At 61.7% G+C, this 19,240-nt stretch carries 22 protein-coding genes and 1 tRNA gene; 11 read left to right on the forward strand and 12 right to left on the reverse strand.

Annotated elements, in window-relative coordinates:
• The first annotated feature begins 49 nt into the window (after positions 1-49).
• The 3 genes from V6943_RS05405 to V6943_RS05415 are packed head-to-tail and all read left to right on the forward strand — an operon-like array spanning position 50 to position 1,587.
• Positions 50-301 (forward strand): GlsB/YeaQ/YmgE family stress response membrane protein, encoded by a 252-nt coding sequence (locus tag V6943_RS05405; RefSeq protein WP_025243550.1) that lies wholly within the window; start codon positions 50-52, stop codon positions 299-301.
• A gap of 53 nt (positions 302-354) precedes the next feature.
• Positions 355-885, forward strand: a complete 531-nt coding sequence (locus V6943_RS05410; RefSeq protein WP_131651288.1) for a DUF3299 domain-containing protein — start codon at positions 355-357, stop codon at positions 883-885.
• Positions 886-900: 15 nt separating this feature from the next.
• On the forward strand, positions 901-1,587 hold the full coding sequence (locus tag V6943_RS05415) for a uracil-DNA glycosylase family protein (RefSeq protein ID WP_445324110.1): 687 nt from the start codon (positions 901-903) through the stop codon (positions 1,585-1,587).
• A 146-nt stretch (positions 1,588-1,733) separates the two neighbouring features.
• Here V6943_RS05415 and V6943_RS05420 read toward each other — a convergent pair whose 3' ends face one another.
• The 7 genes from V6943_RS05420 to V6943_RS05450 form a co-directional block, all read right to left on the reverse strand.
• Positions 1,734-2,630, reverse strand: coding sequence for a D-hexose-6-phosphate mutarotase (locus tag V6943_RS05420; protein WP_340552825.1), 897 nt, complete (start codon positions 2,628-2,630; stop codon positions 1,734-1,736).
• 105 nt (positions 2,631-2,735) lie between these two features.
• Positions 2,736-3,425, reverse strand: coding sequence for an ABC transporter permease (locus V6943_RS05425; RefSeq protein ID WP_131651291.1), 690 nt, complete (start codon positions 3,423-3,425; stop codon positions 2,736-2,738).
• A complete protein-coding gene (locus V6943_RS05430) occupies positions 3,422-4,117 on the reverse strand; it encodes an ABC transporter permease (protein WP_131651292.1) in 696 nt (231 codons plus the stop codon). The genes V6943_RS05425 and V6943_RS05430 overlap by 4 nt, the downstream gene beginning before the upstream one ends.
• 62 nt (positions 4,118-4,179) lie before the next feature.
• Complete coding sequence (locus V6943_RS05435; protein ID WP_340552826.1) at positions 4,180-4,935, reverse strand: ABC transporter substrate-binding protein; 756 nt, start codon at positions 4,933-4,935, stop codon at positions 4,180-4,182.
• Between the two features lie 14 nt (positions 4,936-4,949).
• Positions 4,950-5,723 carry an ABC transporter ATP-binding protein gene (locus tag V6943_RS05440; protein WP_131651294.1) on the reverse strand — a complete coding sequence of 258 codons (774 nt, stop codon included), beginning with the start codon at positions 5,721-5,723 and terminating at the stop codon, positions 4,950-4,952.
• A 234-nt stretch (positions 5,724-5,957) separates the two neighbouring features.
• On the reverse strand, positions 5,958-8,012 hold the full coding sequence (locus V6943_RS05445) for a BCCT family transporter (RefSeq protein WP_340552827.1): 2,055 nt from the start codon (positions 8,010-8,012) through the stop codon (positions 5,958-5,960).
• A gap of 214 nt (positions 8,013-8,226) precedes the next feature.
• Entirely contained in the window at positions 8,227-9,003 is a 777-nt protein-coding gene (locus V6943_RS05450; RefSeq protein ID WP_197445309.1) for a substrate-binding periplasmic protein, read from the reverse strand.
• Positions 9,004-9,268: 265 nt separating this feature from the next.
• On the opposite strand from V6943_RS05450, the gene V6943_RS05455 reads away from it, so the two are divergent.
• The 4 genes from V6943_RS05455 to arsH are packed head-to-tail and all read left to right on the forward strand — an operon-like array spanning position 9,269 to position 12,114.
• A complete protein-coding gene (locus V6943_RS05455; protein WP_340552828.1) occupies positions 9,269-9,613 on the forward strand; it encodes a metalloregulator ArsR/SmtB family transcription factor in 345 nt (114 codons plus the stop codon).
• A gap of 19 nt (positions 9,614-9,632) precedes the next feature.
• Complete coding sequence (locus V6943_RS05460) at positions 9,633-10,916, forward strand: arsenic transporter (protein WP_340552829.1); 1,284 nt, start codon at positions 9,633-9,635, stop codon at positions 10,914-10,916.
• Between the two features lie 26 nt (positions 10,917-10,942).
• A complete protein-coding gene (locus V6943_RS05465) occupies positions 10,943-11,431 on the forward strand; it encodes an arsenate reductase ArsC (RefSeq protein WP_340552830.1) in 489 nt (162 codons plus the stop codon).
• Entirely contained in the window at positions 11,428-12,114 is a 687-nt protein-coding gene (arsH, locus tag V6943_RS05470; protein ID WP_340552831.1) for an arsenical resistance protein ArsH, read from the forward strand. Before V6943_RS05465 ends, arsH begins: the two co-directional genes overlap by 4 nt.
• 202 nt (positions 12,115-12,316) lie before the next feature.
• Here the strand turns inward: arsH and V6943_RS05475 are convergent.
• The 5 genes from V6943_RS05475 to panM all read right to left on the reverse strand — a co-directional run bounded on the left by V6943_RS05475 (position 12,317) and on the right by panM (position 16,649).
• Positions 12,317-12,392: transfer RNA gene (locus tag V6943_RS05475), tRNA-Phe, on the reverse strand.
• A gap of 166 nt (positions 12,393-12,558) precedes the next feature.
• Positions 12,559-12,831, reverse strand: a complete 273-nt coding sequence (locus V6943_RS05480) for an oxidative damage protection protein (protein ID WP_131651300.1) — start codon at positions 12,829-12,831, stop codon at positions 12,559-12,561.
• On the reverse strand, positions 12,828-13,895 hold the full coding sequence (gene mutY / locus V6943_RS05485; RefSeq protein ID WP_340553037.1) for an A/G-specific adenine glycosylase: 1,068 nt from the start codon (positions 13,893-13,895) through the stop codon (positions 12,828-12,830). The genes V6943_RS05480 and mutY overlap by 4 nt, the downstream gene beginning before the upstream one ends.
• An 11-nt stretch (positions 13,896-13,906) precedes the next feature.
• A complete protein-coding gene (locus V6943_RS05490) occupies positions 13,907-16,132 on the reverse strand; it encodes an AsmA family protein (protein ID WP_340552832.1) in 2,226 nt (741 codons plus the stop codon).
• Between the two features lie 118 nt (positions 16,133-16,250).
• Positions 16,251-16,649 (reverse strand): aspartate 1-decarboxylase autocleavage activator PanM, encoded by a 399-nt coding sequence (gene panM, locus V6943_RS05495; protein ID WP_197445376.1) that lies wholly within the window; start codon positions 16,647-16,649, stop codon positions 16,251-16,253.
• 259 nt (positions 16,650-16,908) lie between these two features.
• Here panM and hisB point away from each other — a divergent pair, with 259 nt between their 5' ends.
• Genes hisB through hisA form a run of 4 tightly spaced genes read left to right on the forward strand, consistent with a single transcriptional unit; the run spans position 16,909 to position 19,180 of the window.
• Entirely contained in the window at positions 16,909-17,502 is a 594-nt protein-coding gene (gene hisB, locus V6943_RS05500) for an imidazoleglycerol-phosphate dehydratase HisB (protein ID WP_256056513.1), read from the forward strand.
• Complete coding sequence (gene hisH, locus V6943_RS05505) at positions 17,502-18,140, forward strand: imidazole glycerol phosphate synthase subunit HisH (RefSeq protein WP_181103120.1); 639 nt, start codon at positions 17,502-17,504, stop codon at positions 18,138-18,140. The genes hisB and hisH overlap by 1 nt, the downstream gene beginning before the upstream one ends.
• Positions 18,140-18,400: a DUF2164 domain-containing protein gene (locus tag V6943_RS05510; RefSeq protein ID WP_181103118.1), complete on the forward strand. Its 261-nt coding sequence runs from the start codon at positions 18,140-18,142 to the stop codon at positions 18,398-18,400. The genes hisH and V6943_RS05510 overlap by 1 nt, the downstream gene beginning before the upstream one ends.
• Before the next feature lie 36 nt (positions 18,401-18,436).
• Positions 18,437-19,180 (forward strand): 1-(5-phosphoribosyl)-5-[(5-phosphoribosylamino)methylideneamino]imidazole-4-carboxamide isomerase, encoded by a 744-nt coding sequence (hisA, locus tag V6943_RS05515; RefSeq protein WP_131651305.1) that lies wholly within the window; start codon positions 18,437-18,439, stop codon positions 19,178-19,180.
• The last annotated feature ends 60 nt before the right edge of the window (positions 19,181-19,240 follow it).

Genomic DNA, 19,240 nt, shown 5'->3' on the forward strand with positions numbered 1-19,240 from the left:
GGTCCGAAGATACGTAACGCGTATTTTTCGGACCTGAGGGAGACTGCCAATGGGCATCATCGGAACCATCATCATCGGCCTGATCGTGGGCCTCATCGCACGCTTCCTGAAGCCCGGCAACGACAGCATGGGCTGGATCATGACCATCCTGCTGGGTATCGGCGGTTCGCTGCTCGCCACCTATGGCGGCCAAGCGCTCGGCCTGTACGAGGCTGGCGAAGGTGCCGGCTTTATCGGCGCGGTGGTCGGTGCGATCATCCTGCTGGTGATCTATGGCATGGTGACCAGCCGTAAACACTGATCCGTCCGGGGCCGCGCTTCGGGCGGCCCCGATCTCACTACCCCTCGGTTCTCATGCGCTCGATCATCCTGCCTCTTTTGCTGTGCGTCTCAACCCTCGTTCAAGCGGCTCCGGACGAACTCGACTGGCTCGAGTTGATGCCCGCCGAGGACCGCAAGGCATTGGAGGAGATGCCAGAGATCGAGCACGACTCTCCTGAGACCGATGGCTTCAGCGATCAGGGTGGGCTCAAGCAAGGGCGCGGCTTACCCGAGGTAATGTATTCAGCTAAGACAGTGCCATCACTGAACGGCCAGCAGATCCGCCTCGGCGGTTATCCAGTGCCGCTGGAAACCGACAGCAGGGGCCGCAGCACCGAGTTCTTTCTGGTGCCTTATCCGGGTGCATGCATTCACGTTCCGCCGCCGCCACCCAATCAGATCGTGTTGGTTCGCTATCCGGCCGGCATCATGCTGGAAGACATCTATGCGCCCCTTTGGGTGGACGGCATGCTGCAGATCGAGCCGGTCAGCAATGATCTGGCCGATGCGGCATACGCGCTGACTGCCGCAAACGTGGCGTTGGTGGACGAGAGCGACTTTTGAACGAGGCCAATGCCAGTGACTGTGAATCAGGGGCAACGCCAGGCTTTTCGCGAACTCGCCGCAGATACCGAGGGTATTGATGTCGAGGTGTACCAGCGCTTCGGTAAAGACCCGCTCGAACCCATCATCGGCCTGGGCGACGCCGATGCGCCGATCGCCTTCTTCGGTCGTGATCCGGGACGGGAGGAAGTTCGCCATGGTGAGCCGTTCATCGGTAGCGGCGGGCAACTGGTGCGCAAGGTGCTCTACCGGCATCTGCATGGTGAAGACATGCCGGACTTCGAAGCCGGGCGTACGCTTAGTGAAAAGTTCTTTTGGATCAACACCGTGCCGTACAAGCCGATCGGCAACAAGGCGTGGTCGATGAAGGTCAAGCGCCGCTTTCTTCCGCAGATGCGCCAGTTGCTCATCGAAAGCTGGCACGGCGAAGCGATCATCACGCTGGGCCGCGAGGCCTTCCTCTGGTTCGGTATCGATCAGCCCGCCGAGGTACGCCAGCGTATCGAGCAGTTCTGGCAGAGCGAGGACCGTTTCAGCGCCTCCATCGAGGTCGAGCTGCAGGCGGCGGACGGTGCGAAGCGCGCCTTCAGGCTCTATCCCTTGCCGCATCCGTCGCCGCTGAACCAGACGTGGTTCAAGCGGTTTCCTGCATTGCTCGAAGAGCGGCTGGTACTGCTGGATCCCGACCCGCGGCAGACGTAGGGTGCGCGCTCTGCGCACCGAGATATTGAGATCAAGAACGCGTTAGCTGAGCGGGGTTACCACTGAGCTCAGCTTTCGGTGCGCGGAGCGCACCCTACGAAGAGCGCCGGTAGTGAGCGCATCCAATGCTAAAGAAACGATAGAGCCTAGAGTGATTCGCTGCTGATGGTGACTGCGAGGGTGTGGCTGTCGCCTGCTTCGAGGCGTACCCGGTCGTCCATCGCATTGGCGGTTTCGATGCAGGCCATCCGCTGCCAGGCATCGTCGGCGAACTGTGACAGGCGCTGCGCCTTGGCGATCCAGGGATTCCACAGCACGGCCGAGCGCGAACCTTGGGTTTGTAGAGTAATCCGGCGATTCAGCAGCGGGTCGCCCAGGCTCAGCGTAGGCGGTAGGTCCAGGTAGATGCGGTCGGTCTCGCCCTTGTAGCGCAGCTCGCCCTGCTGCTGGCGCTGCTGCCAGTTGTCCAGGGTGTCGATATAGCGACAGCCATCCAGGCCTTCCACTGAGACCTGATGGATATCGCCGATGGCGAAGTAGGTGTGCAGCGCTTGGCTGAGGGCGACGGGCCGATCGCCCAGGTTGCGGCTGATCAGCGCGATGTGCAGGCGTTCGTCGAGGCGGATCTGCAGCGTCAGTTCTACCCTGTGGGGCCAGCCGGGCAGCGCTCCCTGGGCTTGCGGGCAAACGAATTCGAGGACGGCGGTGCCGCCTTCGCAGCGCTGTTGCTCCAGCTGCCAGTCCAGGTCGCGAACCAGTCCGTGGAAGGGTGCTTCGGCTTCGCCCTGATACATCGCTTGCACATCTTCGGGGTTGCGCCCCAGATCGCCGAACCAGGGCCAGCATATCGGCACGCCGCCGCGTACCGACTGGCCTTGCTGGAAGGCCGCTTCCTCGCTGAGCCAGATGATGGGCGGCGCATCGCCCTGGCGGTAGCTGAGTATCTGCGCGCCCTGTTCGGCGATCAGCAGTTCGTCGTCGCCACGGCGGATGCGCCAGCAGGCGAGCTGGTCCTTTTCGATGCGTTGAATATCGACTGACATGGGCGATCTCGTGGTTGGTTCAGGTGTCCGTCTGACCGCACGGATAGGGCAGGATTCAGCTGCGAAAGCCTCTTCGCTCCGTAGGCGAAGAGGCATGTATCGAGATCAGCGCCCCTGGCAGGCATCCACCCGCAGCCAGCGCTCGAGCAGCTTGAAGCCCTGCATCAGCACGAAGGCGATGACCAGATAGATCAGGCCGGCGGTGAGGAACATTTCCTCATGCATATAGGTGCGTGCGGCGATCTTGCGTGCCATGCCGGTCAGTTCCAGCAAGGTGATGGTGCTGGCCAGGGCGCTGGCCTTGAGCATCAGAATCACCTCGTTGCTGTAGGCCGGCAGGCCAATGCGTGCGGCGCGGGGCAGAATGATGTGCCAAAGGGCCTGGGGGCGAGACATGCCCAGCGCCCGCGCGGCTTCGACCTCGCCTGCCGGCACGTTCTGGATCGCGCCCCGCAGGATTTCGGCGATATAGGCGGCGGTATGCAGCGTCATGGTGATGATCGCGCACCAGTAAGGATCACGCAGATACGGCCAGAGCACACTCTGGCGCACGGCCTCGAACTGCGCCATGCCGTAATAGACGAGAAACAGCTGCACCAGCAACGGCGTGCCACGGAAGAAGAAGATGTACCCGTAAGGCAGTGCCCGCACCGCAAGCATGCGCGAGGACCGTGCGATGCCCAGCGGCAACGCGAGAATCAGCCCGGCGATGACCGAAACGCCGACCAGCTGCAGAGTAAGCCAGGCGCCTTCGAGAAAGTCTGGCAGCCACTTGATGAATAATTCCCAGCTCATGCCGCGCTCCTGACAAAGCCGCGTCCGGCACGTTTTTCGAGAAAGTACATGCCGGTCATGGCGATGACAGTCAAGCCGAGGTAGATGAAGGCGGCGACCACGAAGAAGGTAAAGGGCTCCTTGCTGGCGGTCACGGCGATCTGGGAGCTACGCATGATCTCTTCCAGGCCGATCACCGATACCAGCGCAGTGTCTTTCATCAGGATCATGAACAGGTTACCCAGGCCGGGCAGGGCCAGGCGCCACATCTGCGGCAGAATCAAGCGCATGAAGATCCGCCGCTTGCCCAGGCCCAGCGCCAGTCCCGCTTCGCGATGACCCTTGGGAATGGCCAGCAATGCGCCACGGAAGACCTCGGTGGCATAAGCGCCAAAGCAAAGGCCGAGGGCGATGGTGCCGGCGACGAAGGGACTGAGTGCGAGATTTTCGATACCAAAGATCTCACCGATGCCGCGTACCAAGCCGATGGTGCCGAAATAGATCAGCAGTACCCAGAGCAGTTCGGGGATGCCGCGTACGATGGTGGAGTAAGTGCCGCCAATCCAGCGCAGCGTCGCGAACGGAGAGGTCTTGGCGAGTGCACCAAGCAGCCCTAGCACAAGGCCGAGGGCCAGCGCCGCGAGGGCCAGCTGAATGGTCATCCAGGTGCCAGCGATCAGCGCCGGACCGAATCCATGAAGGTCGGGAATCATATGGGCTCAAACACCAAAGCCCGACCTACCAGATCTGGCGGTCGGGCTTCGGTTCAGACGGATCAGTAAATGTTGAAGGGGAAGTACTTGGCGTTGAGTTTCTCGTAAGTGCCGTCAGCGATGATTTCCGCCAGCGCCTTGTTCAGCTTCTCACGCAGTTCATCGTTGCCCTTGCGCACGGCCATGGCGATCTTGTCGTCATCGAATACCGGCTCGCCCTTGAATTCGAAGTCCTTGCCGGCATCGCTCTTGAGCCATTCCCACTGCACGAACGAGTCGGCGAGGATGCCGTCGACGCGGCCGGAAGCCAGATCGAGGTAGGCATTTTCCTGGGTGTCGTAGAGTTTGATGTCGACCACGTCGTCCATGTTGTCTTCGAGCCAAGTGCCGGCGATGGTGGCCCGCTGAGCGCCGATGGTCTTGCCTTCCAGATAGCTTTCGTCGGTCTTGAAGTCCACCGACTTGGGCGCCACGAACTGCAGCTTGTTGGTGTAGTAGTGGTCGGTGAAATCGACAGCGTTCTTGCGTTCCTCGGTGACCGACATGGAGGCGGCGAGGAAGTCGAATTTGCCGGCGTTCAGCGCGGGAATGATGCCATCCCAATCGGAGGTCACCACTTCGCACTCGACTTCCATCTTGGCGCAGAGCGCGTGGGCGATGTCCAGATCGAAGCCGACCACCTGGCCGCTGGCGTCGATCAGGTTGAAGGGCGGGTAGGCGCCTTCGGTGCCGATGCGTAGCTTGTCGGCGGCAAAGGCATTGGCGCCGAGCATCAGGGTGGCGGCGGCAGTCAGCAGAATCTTCTTATAGCTTTTCATGCGGTGTTGCTCCATTAGCGATGACTGGACATGAACTGTTTACAGCGTGCCGATTGGGGGTTGTCGAACACCTGCTCCGGCGTTCCTTGCTCTTCGACCAGGCCCTGATGGAGGAAGACCACCTCACTGGATACCTGTTTGGCGAAGTTCATTTCATGGGTGACCAGCAGCATGGTGCGACCCTCTTCGGCCAGCGACCGAATCACTGCAAGCACTTCTTGTACCATTTCCGGATCGAGTGCCGAGGTCGGCTCGTCGAATAGGATCACCTGCGGCTGCATCGCCAGGGTGCGCGCAATCGCAGCCCGCTGCTGCTGGCCGCCGGAAAGCTGGTTCGGATAAACGTGGCGTTTGTCGGCGATGCCGACCTTGGCCAGCAGCGCCTCAGCCACTTCGGTGGCTTCGGCCTTGCTCTGACCGAGCACCCGGCGCGGTGCCTCGATGATGTTGTCGAGCACGCTCATGTGCGGCCAGAGATTGAAGTTCTGGAACACGAAACCGAGTTTGCTGCGCATCCGGTTGATCTGTTTGGCGTCTGCCGCAACCAGGTCGCCGTCTTTGGCGCGCTTGAGGTGCAGCTGTTCCCCGGCGACGAGAATTTCGCCTTCGTTGGGGTTTTCCAGCAGGTTGATGCAGCGCAAGAACGTCGACTTTCCGGAGCCGGATGAGCCGAGGATAGAAATCACATCGCCGTCGCGCGCAGTCAACGAGATGCCCTTGAGTACTTCCAGATCGCCGTAACGCTTGTGCAGGTTGCGAATTTCCAGGGCGGGTATGGCCTCGGCCATTGAGCTTCCTCTTCTCGGACCAGCGCTGTGCCTGGTCTTTTCTGTGTAAATTGCGCTCCGGCCGACTGCTCGCCCTCCTGGCGAGGCGCAAACCTAGCATGGGCCGGGTCATGCGCCAAGCGTGGCGCCGTCGCCGGAACGGTGACCGTTTGGTCACCGTTCGGTCGCAGCCTTCCGGATGGCAAGGCGAATCGCCCTGTATCTATATAGATGAACTTCCCCTGTTTTGCCGCGTCACGGGGTGGGTTTCGGCGCGTCGGGCTCGTTGCTGAGCATCTCGTCGTGTTCGCCCATCTTCCAGGGCAGGCTGCCGGGCGAGATATGCAGGAAGTTCAGGTACTTCTCGAACTGGTCGAGGATGTCGCTGATGATGTCCTGCTGGTCGTAGCCGTAGATGTCGTAGGACTGACCGCCGCGACGCAAGAAGACCTCGGCGCGGTAGTACTGCTCGTCGGTGTCTGGATCCTCGGTGAGCACGAAGGACGGCATGGCATAGCCCACCAGGCGAATCTCATAGATGAAATCGACCTGATCCTCCTTGATGACCTCCAGATAGACCCGCGAATTGTGCTCGTCGGTATGTACCTCGGCGGGCCAGTCCTGTTCGGCCAGCGCGCGCTGCACCCGGCGCATACCCTTGAGCACGCTGGTGGCGATGAAGTTTTCCGCTTCCTCGCGGCTGGGGAAGTTGACCAGCCCGGCCAGACGCTTTTTCCACAAGCCCGGGCCGGCATTGCTAGCCAGCCGGCTGCCGTGCATGTGGTTTTGCAGGCTGACTTCGTGGTGGCCTTCGATTACCAGGGCGCGCCACATGCCCAGCGCCGCGATGATCATGATGATGGCGAACGGCAGCGCGCTGGTGATCGCCATGGTCTGCAAGGCGCTCAGACCACCGGCCATCAGTAGCGCGATGGCGACGAAGCCCGCCGTGGTCGCCCAGAACACCCTTTGCCAGACCGGCGTTTGCCCTACGCCGCCAGCGGCCAGCGAGTCGATCACCAGCGCGCCAGAGTCGGCCGAAGTGACGAAGAAGGTGGCAATCAGCACCACAGCGATGAACGAGGTGATGGCGCTTAGCGGCAGGCGTTCGAAGAGCTGGAACAAGGCGATAGAGTGGTCGCTCTGCACCTGGCCGATCAGCTCGGTGTAGCCTTCGACCATGATCAGGTGCAGCGCGGTGTCGCCGAAAATCGAGAACCAAAGGAAGGTAAAGATCGTCGGCACGAACATCACGCCGAAGACGAACTGGCGGATGGTCCGGCCGCGGCTGATCTTGGCGATGAACAGGCCTACGAACGGCGACCAGGCGATGGTCCAGCCGAAGATGAACAGTGTCCAGTTGCCGATCCAGTCGCTACGGCTGTAGGCCTGTAGGTTGAAGGTGCGCTCGATGATGTTGTTCAGGTAGCTGCCAGTGTTCTGCAGGAAGGTTTCCAGAATGAAGATGGTCGGACCCACGGCAAACACGAACAGCATCAGCGTGATCGCCAGGATCATGTTCAGCAGCGAGAGATTCTTGATGCCCTTGTCCATCCCAGCCACTACCGAGCAGGTGGCGAGCGCCGTGATCAACACGATGGCAATGACCTGCACCGTGGTACTGACAGGGATTTGTGGCCACAGGTAGTTCAGACCGGCATTGATCTGGGTGACCGACAGGCCGAGGGTGGTGGCGATGCCGAACAACGTGCCGAGAATTGCGAATACATCCACAACGTGCCCGATGGGGCCATGAATGCGTTCGCCGATGATCGGATACAGCGCCGATCGCATCGACAGCGGCAGGCCGTGGCGGAACGAGAAATAGGCCAGCACCAGCCCCGTCAGGCCGTAGATCGCCCAGATGTGAAAGCCCCAGTGAAAAAAAGCGATCTGCATCGCCTGCTTAGCGGCGTCCACCGTCTCCGGTGCGCCGGCCGGTGGCGTGGAAAAGTGCAGCACCGGCTCGGCGACGCCGAAGAACAGCAGTGCGATACCGTAGCCGGCGGAGAACAGCATGGCGAACCAGGCCGGGAAGCTGTACTGCGGCTCGGCATGATCCGGCCCAAGCTTGATGTTGCCCCATTTCGTCAGCGCGATGCCGACGACGAAGACCAGAAAGAAGGCCACCGCCAACATGTAGAACCAGCCGAACGAGCGGGTGATGAAGGCCAGCGTCGAGCTAAATACCTCACTTGCCAGTTCGGGGTTGCTGATCGTGCCGATCACCAGCAGCAGCGTTACGACAACGGCTGGGATGAACACCGGGAAAAGGATGACGGCTTTGGGAAGTTTCTTCTCTGCTTCCATATGTCCTTCTGTTCTTGGCTGATCGAGGGGAACGGAAACGCGCCGTGGCTCCGAAATGAAACTGCTGACTGAAGGGTAGACGGTGTTCGGCGGAGGATTGCTCACGCAAAAAACGAGATCGAGCCGAGTTTGTCCGGACGTATAACGTCCTGTGGCTACTCAGGCATCGTCAGGAGGCGGTTGCCGTCCGGGTTGTTTGAGCGCGTCGGGCGGCTCAGTAAGCCGGTTCCAGTTGATGGCGGCGCAGGATTTCCGACACGGTGCCGTCGGCAATAAGCGCGTCCAAGGCTCGCTCGAAGATTTGGAACTGCGCCTCGCTGATCCGCTTGCGCGACAGGCCAATGCCGTAGGAGACCGACGTCAGCTCGCCGGCTTCACGGAGCTCATCGAGCTGCTCCTCTTCGATCAGATGCCAGGCCACATCCTGGTTGAGAACAGCCAGGCCGCCTTCACCGAAGCGGCCTGACTTCAGCATGCGCAGCAGACGACGGTTACTGGCAGTCAGATGCACCTGCGCTCCGGCAACCGGTTCGAGGTGTTGAGAGAGGACATAAGACGTGCCGGATGGGCCGTAGACGCCGATCAACCGACCGGCTAGATCACCCGGCTGGCTGTATACGAAACCACTGTCCTTGCGAGCGAATACGGCGTAGCGCGAAGTGACCAGCATGCGGGTGATATGAAACGCGCGCTCGCGCTGGGGTGAACGAACCACGGTGAAAATACCTTCGACTTCCCCGTCTTCGGCCAAGTGCAGGGCGCGCTGCCATGGATGGAGCACGATCGGGCAATCCAGGTCCAGGCGCGCGCAGACCACCTGCACGATTTCCGCCAGCGGGCCGCCCGCTATTTGTACTTCATCGTTGGTCTGGGCCGAGGAACCCGCAGCGCGGCTGAAAGGCGGGAAATCCTCGGTGACGAATCGCCACTCTTCGGCGCTCGTCTGGGTGGCGAGTGTGCACAACCCTATCAGTAGAATCGAAGGAAACATCCGCACTGCTTATGCTCCTGCCTGGTCGGCCATCCATAGCGTTTCAACCTGCGTAGTCGAGAGTATCCGTAGTTCCGCTGGTTCGCCAGTTCACCCGGGCTCACGACGACAACGCGGGGTGCAACGGCTCGATGCCGGTTCGGTTGTTTCGGCGGGTGCATGTGAAATAGGGAAGCGGCGTCGGACAGGCGCAGAGCCACGCGCGCTTGCGCGAACATATGGAAACTCATATATTCGAACATCCATATATTCAGGTGATTCTTCCGTGACGCCTCCTGCGCTGTTCAAATGTCTGTCCGATGAAACCCGCGTGCGGGCCGCTTTGCTTGTTATTCAAGAGGGTGAGCTTTGCGTTTGCGAGCTGGTCTGCGCCCTAAATGACAGCCAGCCCAAAGTATCCCGGCATCTCGCACAGCTTCGCGCTTGCGGCCTGCTGGTGGATCGGCGCAAAGGGCAGTGGGTTTATTACAGTCTCAATCCGGACCTGCCGTCCTGGGTCCACAAAATTCTCCAGACGACCCTGCAAGCCAACACCGAGTGGCTGCAGCAGGATCAAGCTCGTCTCGACCAAATGGGCGATCGCCCAGTTCGTGTCGCTTCTTGTTGCTGAGCCGGGAGCGCCAGTCGTCATGCTTATCGCAGCCGCCATCTTCATCGTCACCATCGTTCTGGTCATCTGGCAGCCCCGTGGGCTCGGGGTCGGCTGGAGCGCGTCCCTGGGTGCGCTCGCCGCGCTGCTGGCCGGCGTCGTCACGCTGGCTGACATCCCCACCGTGTGGGGCATCGTCTGGAACGCCACGGCAACTTTCATCGCGATCATCGTCATCTGCCTGCTTCTCGATGAAGCCGGATTCTTCGAGTGGGCCGCGCTCCATGTCGCGCGCTGGGCCAAGGGGCAGGGGAGCCGCTTGTTTGCCTTTACGGTCCTTCTCGGCGCCGCCGTCTCGGCCGTATTCGCGAACGATGGCGCGGCGCTCATCCTGACGCCCATCGTGGTCTCGATGTTGGTCGCCTTGCGCTTTTCGGCGGCGTCCACGCTGGCCTTCGTCATGGCGGCCGGCTTCATCGCCGATACCGCCAGTTTGCCGCTGGTCGTCTCCAATCTGGTGAACATCGTGACGGCTGATTATTTCAATCTGGGCTTCAGCGAGTACGCGGCCGTCATGGTTCCCATCAATGCAGTCAGCGTGGCGGCGACGCTGGCCGTCCTCTGGTTGTTCTTTCGGCGTGATGTTCCGGTGACCTACGACCTGGCGCTGCTGAAGGCTCCCGACATGGCCATTCGTGACCGGGCTGCTTTCCGGGTCGGTTGGTGCGTGCTCGTCGCGCTTTTGGTCGGTCTGTTCGCGCTCGAGCCGCTGGGCATACCCATCAGTGCCGTTGCGGCGGCCTGCGCGGCCGTACTGTTTGTCGTCGCTGCCCGTGGACACGTGATTTCGACCCGACGGGTGCTGCGAGAGGCTCCTTGGCAGGTGGTCATTTTCTCGCTGGGCATGTACCTCGTCGTCTACGGACTGAAGAACGAAGGCCTTACCGACTACCTGACGGCCGCGCTGAATCATCTCGCCGGCTACGGCGTCTGGGGTGCTGCGCTGGGCACCGGATTCCTGACGGCGGGCCTGTCTTCGGTCATGAACAACATGCCCACCGTGCTGGTCGGCGCCCTGTCGATCCAGGCGACGGATACGAGCGGCGTGGTGCGTGAGGCGATGATCTACGCCAATGTCATAGGCTGCGATCTGGGGCCGAAAATCACCCCCATTGGCAGCCTGGCGACGCTCCTGTGGCTGCATGTTCTGAGTCGCAAAGGCATCCGCGTGACCTGGGGTTATTACTTCAAGGTCGGTGTCGTTCTGACCCTGCCGGTGCTGTTTATCACCCTGTCCGCCTTGGCCATCAGGCTGAGCATCTGAAACCGCCGCAGCGCGGAGGAGAAGTCGTGAAAGTTCTGTTCATGTGTACGGCCAATAGCTGCCGAAGCATCCTGTCCGAGGCCATGTTCAACCACCTCGCACCGAGCGGGTTCGAGGCGGTGAGCGCCGGGAGTATCCCCAGGGGGCAGGTTCTGCCACGCACATTGGTAACACTCCGCGAGGCCGGTCTCTCGACCGAGGGGCTGAGCAGCAAGGGCAACGACGCGTTCGAGGACAGCCCTCCGGACATCGTCGTCACCGTTTGCGACAAGGCCGCAGGCGAGCCTTGCCCGGTCTACTTCGGTCCGGCCCTGAAAGCCCATTGGGGTCTGGAAGATCCGTCCGACGTAAAGGGCGATGAAGCGGAAATCAGCGCAGCCTTTCATGCCACCCTGGCGCGTATCGAGGCCCGATGCCGCGCATTCCTGGCGCTGCCCTTCGAGCAGTTGGGCCGGGACGAGCTGAAGCAAGAACTCGACCGCATCGGCAATCTGCAGCCTGGAGAAGCGCCATGACCCATGACCTCCCTAATCTCGACGATGTTCTGGTGCGCAACGACGACACCGGAACACACAAGCCGCGCATTCTTCTCCTTTACGGATCGACCCGTCCCCGTTCCTTCAGTCGTTTGCTGGTCGAGGAAGCCGCCCGGCTGCTGGAGCGTTTCGGCGCCGAGACGCGCATCTTCAATCCGTCCGGGCTGCCGCTACCCGACGACGCACCGGTAGACCATCCCAAGGTGCAGGAGCTGTTGCAGCTCATGCTGTGGTCGGAAGGGCAGGTCTGGTGTTCGCCGGAGCGACACGGCGCGATGTCAGCGGTCTTCAAGGCGCAGATCGATTGGGTTCCGCTGGCGATGGGAGCGGTACGCCCTACGCAGGGCAAGACCCTGGCGGTCATGCAGGTCTGCGGCGGCTCGCAATCGTTCAATGCGGTCAACCAGCTCCGTGTTCTGGGGCGGTGGATGCGGATGTTCACCATCCCCAACCAGTCGTCCGTCGCCAAGGCTTATCTGGAATTCGACGGCCAGGACCGGATGAAGGCATCGCCCTACTACGATCGAGTCGTGGATGTGATGGAGGAGCTGATGAAATTCACCATCCTGCTGCGGGACCGACCGGATCTTGTCGATCGGTATTCGGAGCGAAAGGAATCGGCCGAACAGCTCTCCAAGCGGGTCAATCAGCGATCCATCTGAATATGAGTGCCCACCGGCAGCAAGCTCGCCCGGCTCAGGGAAGCATTGTCTTACGTCCTTTGGGGTCCGGTGGTAGATGTAATGGCGCTTCGTGGCGCCATAAACGCCGTCGTGAACCCGCACGTGTACTCAGTCGGGGCGGAAAGCCACTCCAAAACGACAAAACCCCTGAGACCTCGCGGAATCAGGGGTTTACAAGTCATGGTGCCCAGGGACGGAATCGAACCGCCGACACGGGGATTTTCAATCCCCTGCTCTACCGACTGAGCTACCTGGGCAACGGGGCGCTATTAGACGGATTTGGCTTTTGCCTGTCAAGCGCGACTGAGAAAATATTTAGTCAGAACGGGCGTTTAGCGTTGTGACTGAATTTTGAAGCAAGTTCCGATTGCGATCGAAGACTGCGGGCAGCAGGCCAACGGAGCGCGCTTCCCGCTAAGGTGATCACTGACTCGGCGGTACGTAGCCTTCGGCCTGGGCGTAATCCTCGCCGGAAAAGAACTTGTCCATTTCGGCCTGCAGGAACTTACGATCTTCGGTGTTCATCATGTTCAGCCGACGCTCGTTGATCAGCATGGTCTGGTGCTTCTGCCAATCGTCCCAGGCCTTCTTCGACACGTTGTTGTAGATGTCTTCGCCCTTCGGGCCTGGGTACGGCGGGCGGTCGAGACCTGGAAGTTCTTCTTTGTACTTGCGGCAGTTCACGGTGCGGGTCATGACATCTCTCCTGCGTTCAATTCTGCGGCGGCGCGCTTGAGCAGCGTCTTCACCGGGGCGGCGAGCCCCAGTCGCGGCGGGGTCGCGAGGTTATACCAGAGCCAGTCCGCCTCGGCCACGGCGTTGGCCTCGGGCTTGACTCTGATCAGCCAAGGTTCGATGGCAAGCTGAAAATGGCTGAAGGTGTGGGTCAGGCCGGGCAGTTCTTGGTGCTGTTGCAACTGCAGTGCATGACGTTCGGCGAGCGGACCGAGCGCGGCCAGGTCTTCCAGTTCCGGCAAACTCCACAGCCCGCCCCAAAGGCCGGTCGACGGGCGGCGATAGAGCAGGATGGCCCCTTCATGGTTGGCCAGTAACGGCATCAAGGTGCGCTTTTGTGGCAGCGCCTTGCGCGGCTTGGGCGCCGGAAAATCTGTTTCGCGGCCGAGCAGATGGGCGCGGCAGCCAGGTTTCAGCGGGCAAAGCAGGCAACTGGGTTTGCTGCGCGTGCAGAGCGTCGCGCCCAGATCCATCATCGCCTGGGTGTAATGGTTGACGCGGGCGTGCGGCGTCAGGCGCTCGGCCACGTCCCAGAGTTTTCTGGCCACTTTCGGCTCGCCCGGATAGCCATCCTGCGCGACGTAGCGGGCCAGTACGCGCTTGACGTTACCGTCGAGTATCGGCGCTCGCAGCCCCATGCTCAGGCTGGCGATGGCGCCGGCGGTCGATCGCCCGATACCGGGAAGTTCGGCGAGCTGATCAACCGACTTTGGAAACTCGCCGCCATGCTCGGCGACGATCAGCTTGGCGGTCTTGTGCAGGTTGCGTGCGCGGCTGTAGTAGCCGAGCCCGGTCCACAGGTGCAGCACTTCGTCTTCCGCTGCACTGGCCAGGGCCTGCACCGTCGGCAGCGCGTCCATGAATCGATCGAAATAGCCGAGCACGGTGCTGACCTGGGTCTGTTGCAGCATGATCTCCGACACCCAGACCCGGTACGGCGTGATGCTCTGTTGCCAGGGCAGATCCTTGCGGCCGTGGCGGTCGTACCAGTCGAGCACGGCCGCGCCGAAGTGTTCGTCACTCAACACGTGCGGGTTCATCGGTTGAACAGGCCTTTCAGTGCGTCTTTCAACTCAGGGCTGACCTTGTCACCGAGCCTCTCTTCGATGGTCTCGTTGAGTTTTTCTCCAGCGAGGCGGGCGGCGATCTTGCCGAGGCCGTCCTTGTCGAAGCGGCAGGCCTTGGCGCCAAGCTCCAGCGGCCCGCGGCAACGAAGCGGCCATTCGATACCGACGTAACGTTCGTTGACCGCGCAGGCCGGATCGGGCATGGCGCCCTTGTCACCCTCTATGATGATGCCGACGCGATAGTCCATGCCCAGAACGCGCAGGTCGACATCGCCGTTGCCGTTTACCGTCAGGCCGGGAATGCTGGCCTTCAGGTCCGGGTTACTGGCCACGCCGTTGCGCAGGGTCAGGTTGCCCTTGAGTTGGCGGAACGGCGTGTCCTTGCTGCGCGGGTCGCTGGTCAGAGGCTTGCGATTCAACGTGGAGATGGCGCGACAGAGTTGCTGTTCGAGATTGGCGTCGACCAGGATGCCATTATCGATGATGAAGCCGATCTTGCCGTTGAGGTTGTCGATCCAGGCCTTCTGGCTGTTGCCCTGACTGCGAATGTCGCTGTCCAGATTGAGCAGGCCCTTGACTACCACTTTTTCGCCTTGGCTTTCGAGCAGGCGCTCGACCGGGACGCGAGCGAAGCGGGTCTGAGCGGTTATCAACGGTATTTGTGGGCGTACATCGAGGCTGGCCGAGGCTTCCACGCGACCGTTGTAATAACCGCCGCGCATGTCTTCCAGGGTCAGCAAGCCGCCTGCGCTGCGTGCCCGGAGCGCGAAGCTGTCGAGTGGCAGTTTCATTGCGGTGAGGCTGCCGATATTCAGATTGATTCGGGCATCCAGACGGCGCAGCGTGGCAATCGGCAGGACCGAGGCTTCGCTCCAGGCTTGCTGGGTGGGCTTGTCCGGCAACGGTGTGGTGCCGCTGCCGATCACGGCGGCCTCGGTGGCCTCTACCTCGCTCTTGCGGGCGGCGCCGGATGCATCTTCCTGGCTTGGCGGTGGCAGATAGCGGTCCAGATTCAGCTGGTCGCCCTTGAGGTCGACGCGCAGCGCCTGTTTGGCGAAATCACTGATGCCGATCTGCCCGGTAAAGGTGCTGCCGTCCAGTTTCAGGTCGAGTTCTTCGAGGGTCAGGCTGGTCGGCGTCCCGGTCAGGCGGGTGACCAGTTCGGCCTTGCCCAAAGCCGTGTTGTCGGCCATGGGCGGGAGTTGTTGGCCGATGCCGTCGAGGAATTCGCGCAGATTGAACTCGGCGATGGACAGCGTACCGGCGAGCTTCGGCTGCTCCTGCAGATCGCGCACCTTCAATTCGCCAAGGCCGCGCAATTGGTTGGCGGTGAACTTGAGGCTGGTCCACTCGGCGATATCCGCCGCCCGGTCGACGAGCAATTGACCCTGTGCGCTGAAAGACAGCGTCTTGCCTTCCAGAGGTTCGCCCGAGGCTTCGCCGCTCAGGCGCAGGTTCTCGAACTGATAACGCTGCAGTTCGTTATCGAAGCGCAGGTCACCCTGCAGTTCGGTACGCGCCCGCATCACCGGCTGGTTGCTGCCGAAGAAGGCGTTGAGCTTGACCGGGATCGGGGTGGCTTCGCGGATGGCGCCCGTGCTGAGCTCGATACCTTCGGCGCTGAATTGCTGGCCGCTTTGAGCGTCGTGGTAGCTCACCCGGGCATCGCTGATGGTCAGGCTATCGATATCCAGCTGCAGCGGACGCCTTGGTTTTCCGGCTTGCGGCTCTTCATTCGCTGTCTCGGCCTGTTCCGCTGGGGCGGGTTCGCCGGGTTGCGCTTCGCCGCCGGCTGGCTGGCCTACGCCTTCCCAGTTGCTGCTGCCGTTTTCGTCGCGAGCCAGGGTCAGGTTGAGGCCATTGAGGGCGATGTCACTCATCTCCACTTCGCGGCTGAACAGCGGCAGCACCCGGACCGAGAGGCCGAGCATGCGCAGATCGGCGAACGGCTGCTCTGGCGTGCGCACGCTGGCCAGGGTGGTTTCGTGCAGTTCCAGGCCGAGCCACGGGAACAGGCTCCAGCCGATATCGCCGGCAATGTTCAGTTCCAGGCCGGCCTTGTCACGGGCAAGCGCGCGGATTTCATCCTTGTAATCGTTGGGGTCGAACAGATGAGTCAGGGCGAAGCCCAGTGCGACGAGGAGCAGCAGCAACCCGAGGATTACCAGGCCCAGGATCTTGCCGAGCGCTTTCATGACAGGTCCTTTGTTTTGGTATTTCAAAAGCAGCGAGTATAGCGCCACGAACGTCGGCTTTCGCCGCAGATGGCGTTGGAGTGGCTGTCTGCGCCTGGGTTCCTGTTATGGGGCGGAGCTAGATGGGATCCAGCGGCAGATGCGTCCTGGCGGCCAACGCCTGAGCTTCCAGATGCTCTCTCGGTGCGGCCAGGCGCAGGTCCGTTCCGGCTTCCAGGGCCAGACGCAGGCTTTCCTCGAGTATCCGTTTGCCGACGCCGCGGCGGCGGGTGATCTTGCGCACACAGAGATGCGACAAGCGCCAATGCGACGTGCCGCGCTGCAGCAGGGCGGCTCCGAGCAGGCGATCGTTGAAACGACCGGCGATCAGGCTGCGATCGGCCAGCCCTGCCTCGATCAGAGCCGTGGCATCCGCGTAGGGCGCCAACAGCCAGTCCGGGGCGTCGGCAAAGATCTTCGCAAGATCGATGCGATCCTGCGGGCTGGGCTCGGTGAGGGTTTCGACGAATACGGGCATGCTGACCTGACGCGCTGAATGGATGCCGGCAAGCATAACCGTGCCGGCTTTTCAGCGCACGACGGCTCGCGGTTCTGGCGATGGGCTGCTTCGTTGAGCGGTTGCGGGCGGTTTGCCGGGCGCGCGTGGTCGCTCCCCTGAACGCAAGACAGAGGCGCAGACCCGTTGGCGGCCGCCGAGCCGCCGCTCGCGTATCCCCGTAGGTTGGTTTGAGCCTATAATGCGGACCTTTTTAGCCCCACGATCAGCGGAGCTGTCGATGTCCGAACGTACGGCATGCGTAGAGCGCAACACCCTGGAAACACAGGTCAAGGCCACCATCAATCTGGACGGCACCGGCAAGAGCCGCTTCGCCATTGGCGTGCCCTTTCTCGAGCACATGCTCGATCAGATCGCCCGCCATGGCCTGATCGACCTGGACATCGAGTGCCAGGGCGATCTGCATATCGACGACCACCACACCGTAGAAGATGTCGGCATCACCCTCGGCCAGGCGTTTGCCAAGGCAGTTGGCGACAAGAAGGGCATGACCCGTTACGGGCATTCCTACGTGCCGCTGGACGAAGCGCTGTCGCGCGTGGTGATCGATTTTTCCGGTCGCCCGGGCCTGACCATGAACGTGCCCTATACCCGCGCCACCGTGGGCGGTTTCGACGTCGACCTGTTCCAGGAGTTCTTCCAAGGCTTCGTCAACCACGCGCTGGTCACCTTGCACATCGACACCCTGCGCGGCACCAATACTCATCACCAGATCGAAACCGTGTTCAAGGCCTTCGGCCGCGCGCTGCGTATGGCGCTGACGCTGGATGAGCGCATGGCTGGCCAGATGCCGTCGACCAAGGGTTGCCTGTAATGCAGACCGTAGCTGTCATCGATTACGGCATGGGCAACCTGCATTCGGTCGCTAAGGCGCTGGAGCACGTCGGCGCCGGCAAGGTGCTGGTGACCAGCGATGCGCAGGTCATCCGGGAAGCCGACCGCGTGGTATTTCCCGGCGTCGGCGCGATCCGTGATTGCATGGCCGAGATCCGCCGTCTGGGTTTCGACGAGCTGGTGCGCGAAGTCAGCGTCGACCGTCCCTTTCTTGGCATCTGTGTCGGCATGCAGGCGCTGATGGAGCGTAGCGAGGAGAATGGGGGAGTCGATTGCATCGGGCTGTTCCCGGGCCAGGTGCGCTTCTTCGGCAAGGATCTGCAGGAAGACGGCGGGCGCCTTAAAGTGCCGCATATGGGCTGGAACGAGGTCAAGCAGGCGGTCGATCACCCTCTCTGGCACAACATTCCGGACCAAGGCCGCTTCTATTTCGTGCACAGCTACTACATCGAGGCCAGTAACCCGCGCCACGTCGTCGGTCGCGGTCACTACGGCAAGGACTTTGCCGCGGCGCTGGCCGATGGCTCGCGCTTCGCCGTGCAGTTCCATCCCGAGAAGAGCCACACCCATGGCCTGCAGTTGCTGCAGAATTTCGCCGCCTGGGATGGCCGCTGGTAATGAGCCGGGCCAAGACGAAGGCACCGGTGCTGACGCTGGACCCCGCTCAGGAGCAGGCTGCGCAGCAGACCATCAAGCGTTTTCTCGAAGATCGTTTCGAGCTGGAGCTTGGCTCCTTCGAGGCGCAGGAAGTGCTTGATCTGTTTGCGCGTGAAATTGCTCCGCTCTACTACAACAAGGCGATTTTCGATGTGCAGACACACCTGAAAGACAGGTTCGAAAGCATCGAAAGCGACTTGTGGGCGCTCGAAAAGAGCTGACCTTTAACCGATTCCCGATTTGAACAGGTTCGAGCCATGCTGATTATCCCCGCAATCGATCTGAAAGACGGCGCCTGCGTGCGTCTGCGTCAGGGCCTGATGGACGACGCCACAGTGTTCTCCGACGACCCGGTGGCGATGGCTGCCAAGTGGGTCGAGGCCGGTTGCCGCCGTCTGCATCTGGTCGATCTCAACGGTGCTTTCGAGGGCCAGCCGGTCAATGGCGAGGTGGTCACGGCCATCGCCAAGCGCTACCCGAACCTGCCGATCCAGATCGGCGGTGGCATCCGCTCGCTGGAAACCATCGAGCATTACGTGCGCGCCGGCGTCAGCTACGTGATCATCGGTACCAAGGCGGTCAAGCAGCCGGAATTCGTCGGAGAGGCCTGCCGCGCCTTTCCGGGCAAGGTCATCGTCGGCCTGGATGCCAAAGACGGCTTCGTCGCCACCGATGGCTGGGCCGAAGTATCCAGCGTGCAGGCTGTGGATCTGGCGCGCCGCTTCGAGGCCGATGGCGTCTCGGCGATCGTCTACACCGACATCGCCAAGGACGGCATGATGCAGGGCTGCAACGTCGAAGCGACGGTGGCATTGGCTAATGCCAGCAAGATTCCAGTGATCGCCTCCGGCGGCATCCACAACATCGGCGACATCCAGAAGCTGCTCGACACCAATACCCCCGGCATCATCGGCGCCATCACTGGCCGCGCGATCTACGAGGGCACCCTCGACGTGGCCGAGGCGCAGGCGCTTTGTGATCTGAAGTTCAAGGACGAATAAACGTAGCGTGGGCGTAGCCCACCGTAATCGACGCACTCTTTGCACCCACCCTACGGGAAC

It is taken from the genome of Pseudomonas sp. CBC3 (assembly GCF_037967085.1).
Lineage (GTDB): Bacteria > Pseudomonadota > Gammaproteobacteria > Pseudomonadales > Pseudomonadaceae > Stutzerimonas.

What these genes read in the sequence shown, in the direction of transcription:
- V6943_RS05405 (WP_025243550.1), top strand. Translation starts at nt 50, where the DNA reads ATGGGCATCATCGGAACCATCATCATCGGCCTGATCGTGGGCCTCATC.
- V6943_RS05410 (WP_131651288.1), top strand. Translation starts at nt 355, where the DNA reads ATGCGCTCGATCATCCTGCCTCTTTTGCTGTGCGTCTCAACCCTCGTT.
- V6943_RS05420 (WP_340552825.1), bottom strand. Translation starts at nt 2,630, where the DNA reads ATGTCAGTCGATATTCAACGCATCGAAAAGGACCAGCTCGCCTGCTGG.
- V6943_RS05425 (WP_131651291.1), bottom strand. Translation starts at nt 3,425, where the DNA reads ATGAGCTGGGAATTATTCATCAAGTGGCTGCCAGACTTTCTCGAAGGC.
- V6943_RS05430 (WP_131651292.1), bottom strand. Translation starts at nt 4,117, where the DNA reads ATGATTCCCGACCTTCATGGATTCGGTCCGGCGCTGATCGCTGGCACC.
- V6943_RS05435 (WP_340552826.1), bottom strand. Translation starts at nt 4,935, where the DNA reads ATGAAAAGCTATAAGAAGATTCTGCTGACTGCCGCCGCCACCCTGATG.
- V6943_RS05440 (WP_131651294.1), bottom strand. Translation starts at nt 5,723, where the DNA reads ATGGCCGAGGCCATACCCGCCCTGGAAATTCGCAACCTGCACAAGCGT.
- V6943_RS05445 (WP_340552827.1), bottom strand. Translation starts at nt 8,012, where the DNA reads ATGGAAGCAGAGAAGAAACTTCCCAAAGCCGTCATCCTTTTCCCGGTG.
- V6943_RS05450 (WP_197445309.1), bottom strand. Translation starts at nt 9,003, where the DNA reads ATGTTTCCTTCGATTCTACTGATAGGGTTGTGCACACTCGCCACCCAG.
- V6943_RS05460 (WP_340552829.1), top strand. Translation starts at nt 9,633, where the DNA reads ATGCTTATCGCAGCCGCCATCTTCATCGTCACCATCGTTCTGGTCATC.
- arsH (WP_340552831.1), top strand. Translation starts at nt 11,428, where the DNA reads ATGACCCATGACCTCCCTAATCTCGACGATGTTCTGGTGCGCAACGAC.
- V6943_RS05480 (WP_131651300.1), bottom strand. Translation starts at nt 12,831, where the DNA reads ATGACCCGCACCGTGAACTGCCGCAAGTACAAAGAAGAACTTCCAGGT.
- V6943_RS05490 (WP_340552832.1), bottom strand. Translation starts at nt 16,132, where the DNA reads ATGAAAGCGCTCGGCAAGATCCTGGGCCTGGTAATCCTCGGGTTGCTG.
- panM (WP_197445376.1), bottom strand. Translation starts at nt 16,649, where the DNA reads ATGCCCGTATTCGTCGAAACCCTCACCGAGCCCAGCCCGCAGGATCGC.
- hisB (WP_256056513.1), top strand. Translation starts at nt 16,909, where the DNA reads ATGTCCGAACGTACGGCATGCGTAGAGCGCAACACCCTGGAAACACAG.
- hisH (WP_181103120.1), top strand. Translation starts at nt 17,502, where the DNA reads ATGCAGACCGTAGCTGTCATCGATTACGGCATGGGCAACCTGCATTCG.
- V6943_RS05510 (WP_181103118.1), top strand. Translation starts at nt 18,140, where the DNA reads ATGAGCCGGGCCAAGACGAAGGCACCGGTGCTGACGCTGGACCCCGCT.
- hisA (WP_131651305.1), top strand. Translation starts at nt 18,437, where the DNA reads ATGCTGATTATCCCCGCAATCGATCTGAAAGACGGCGCCTGCGTGCGT.